Source organism: Bradyrhizobium sp. MOS001, assembly GCF_004634465.1.
Taxonomy (GTDB): Bacteria; Pseudomonadota; Alphaproteobacteria; order Rhizobiales; family Xanthobacteraceae; genus Bradyrhizobium; species Bradyrhizobium barranii.
In genome coordinates, this window is record NZ_SPVJ01000129.1 from 1 (window position 1) to 3,150 (window position 3,150).

Genomic DNA, 3,150 nt, shown 5'->3' on the forward strand with positions numbered 1-3,150 from the left:
AGACGGCCCATCATGGATCGACCTCGTCGCGATTCGCGTCATCACAACGGAATCACGCTTGCCGGCTCGTCTCAACTGACTTTTGCAACAAAATCGGCCAATAGGAGACATTTGCTCACCAGCAAAAGTCTTCCCGAGACCGGCCAGTGCCGAGCGCGGCTTTATCTTTCTCGCAGCACGAAACCATTACGCTGCTCATCTATTGGTATGTGTAGCGGCGGAACCGGAAAACGGCAGCCGTCTAAGAAAGCCGCGCGGAGCAATGCCCGAGCGGCTTTTTTATGCGCCGTGTCCTTATCAGCGCATCAGCAGGCTCCGAGGTTTGGGACGAAAGCAGATGAGGCCTTTAGCGAGACAGCCATTTAGGGCACGTACCACCGAAGAACTTATGGCGCTGCTCAGCGCAGTAGCTACTGCAATTCTTGCGGTCATCATTATCTCGATGCTCTATTTTGGCCGGGATATCTTCGTGCCCGTTGCTTTGGCTATTCTACTCAGCTTCGTGCTGGCACCGCTGGTCGGAATACTGCAGCGTATCCATGTCCCCCGCGGATTAGCCGTCGTGAGCGTGGTTATACTTGCCTTCACGCTGATTTTCGCGATGGGGAGTCTCCTCGCCACGCAACTGACGCAACTCGCGGGAGACCTCCCGCGTTACCAATCGACGATAAGCGAAAAAATTCAGTCCTTCCGGGACACAAAAGCCGGCAGGGGCACGCTGGAACGCGCCTCCGACATGCTGAAGGATCTCAGCAAAGAACTTGATAAGCCAAAGGATGCACCATCCGCATCACGTGGCTCAGGCTCTGTCGCTGGTTTCAACACGCCCGCGCCGCTGACGCCGGTTCCGGTAGAAGTACGCCAGCCCGATCCTGGCGCGCTGGAAAGCTTGCGGACTTTGATCTCGCCGCTGGTTCATCCTCTCGCGACAACCGGCATCATCATTATTTTCGTCATCTTCATTCTGCTTCAACGCGAAGATCTTCGTAATCGTCTCATTCGATTGGCGGGGTCATCCGATCTCCAACGTACGACGGCGGCGCTCGACGACGCGGCGAGCCGCCTTAGCCGGCTGTTCCTGACTCAGCTCATCTTGAACGGCGCATTTGGCGTGGTGATCGGGATAGGTCTGTGGCTCATCGGGATTCCAAGCGCGATCCTTTGGGGCATCCTGGCGGCAGCTCTCCGCTTCGTTCCCTACATCGGCGCCGTCATCGCGGGCGCGTTCCCGCTTGCGTTGGCAGTAGCCATCGATCCCGGCTGGTCGATGCTGCTATGGACGCTCGCGCTTTTCCTAGTTGTGGAGCCGGTCGTGGGCCATGTCATCGAGCCGATGGTTTACGGCCACAGCACAGGGCTTTCTCCAGTTGCCGTGGTCGTGTCGGCAACGTTCTGGACTGCACTATGGGGTCCAATCGGGCTTGTCCTCGCGACGCCGCTGACGGTGTGCCTTGTCGTGCTAGGGCGTCATGTGGAACGTCTGGAATTTCTTGATGTCATGTTCGGGGACCGGCCGGCCCTTTCTCCCCCCGAAATATTTTACCAGCGGATGCTGGCTGGTGATCCGACGGAAGCCGCCGAAAAGGCCGAAGAATTTCTGAAAGAACGGTCGCTGGCCTCGTACTATGATGAAGTCGCCTTGAAGGGTTTGCAGCTAGCGCAAGCCGATTCCGAGCGCGGCGCGCTTGACCAGGAACGTCTAACGAAGATTCGAGACGCGGTGAACGAATTTGCCAGCGACCTTTCGGATCAGGAGGACCGGCCGCCGGCGAAAAGCAATTCAACCACCGACGCGGAAGCATCGTCCGCGGTGGAAAGCGTTGCAGAAAATGCGACAAATGAAACGTTGCCCATTCTCAGCAAGGAATCCCTCCCGCCGGGATGGCAGGGTGAACATCCCGTCCTCTGCGTGGCGGGGCGCAGTCGCATCGATGAGGCGGCCGCGATCATGCTGGCTCAGCTCTCGACGACGCACGGCCTGGCGGCGCGAGTGGAAGGGGCGGAAGCGCTCTCCACGACGAATGTCTTCCGCCTTGATACCACCGGCGTTGCGATCGTATGCCTGGTCTATCTCGATGCCAATGGACCAGCGCACATGCGTTACTCCGTTCGACGCCTAAGGCGAAAGTTACCGAAGGCAACCATTATCCTGGGCTGTTGGGTCAAGGAAATCGACCCGGCTGCGCTGGAATTGTTGCGGGAAGGCGCGAAAGCCGACCTCGTTGCCGCGAGCCTCGGTGAGGCGGTCAAGCTGTGCATCGAGGCGACGGGAGTGAAGGACCAGGAAGCCTCCAAGCAGGAAATGTCCGCAACAGTAGCTGCGTGAAGTTTCCATCATGGCCAGATTTCCCGTCTTGAAATCAGGCAGACGTTGTCGGCATATGCCCAATGCTGGAAAGGTTATTTGAGTGTGGAACAATCTAATCGAATTCGCTGCGTCTTGATGGTGTGCGCGACAATCACCACGACTTCGACCTTCGCGGCTAACCCTGATCAAGGCGAAAATCTCGTCAAACGATGGTGCGCAGGCTGCCATCTTGTCGCAGCCGATCAGAAGGGCGCGAGAGCCGACGCTCCAACGTTCGCGTCCATCGCAGCGAGGCCGGATTTCGACCCCGCCAAGCTAGCGTTCTTCTTGCTCGATCCACACCCGAAGATGCCTAATATGCAGCTCAGCAGGGATGAAGCGTCAGATATCGCCGCCTATATCGGAACACTCAAGTAGCAGCAGAAAACACGCCGCCGACGCGGAGCACGCGCGATCCCGAACGTTCCGCGCTTGATGACCGACAAAGTGTGGTCGAGTTCAAGAAGTCCGCAGCGCGCCCATCTGCTGCCGAAGATTGGTCTACTGTACACCCACCATGTGCGGTCAGCGACGCAATTTGATGCCTTGAAAGAGCCAAACGGTCCCTTTGCCTGAACAATCGACGTCTGTTTCTGGGTCAATCTTGTCGGTTTTCCCGCGAGCCGCTGACTTCCGCTCTAGCCTGATAAGCGGACTCGTCAGATCGGACCGGCATGTCTCAAACGGGCCATTAGCGGAACAGTGTAAGCGTCGTTCTCAGGCCACGGCTTTGAGGTCGTGACGGCAATAGGCCCACGGAAGCAGCTCATCGATGTTGCTGTTTGGATGGCCGTTGACGATCC

The 3,150-nt window shown here is 57.8% G+C and carries 2 protein-coding genes; both read left to right on the forward strand.

Annotated features, from left to right (window positions below):
• Positions 1 to 388: 388 nt before the first annotated feature.
• Complete coding sequence (locus CT676_RS43300) at positions 389 to 2,326, forward strand: AI-2E family transporter (protein ID WP_135217317.1); 1,938 nt, start codon at positions 389 to 391, stop codon at positions 2,324 to 2,326.
• Between the two features lie 117 nt (positions 2,327 to 2,443).
• Complete coding sequence (locus CT676_RS43305) at positions 2,444 to 2,725, forward strand: cytochrome c (protein ID WP_063982906.1); 282 nt, start codon at positions 2,444 to 2,446, stop codon at positions 2,723 to 2,725.
• Positions 2,726 to 3,150 lie beyond the last annotated feature (425 nt).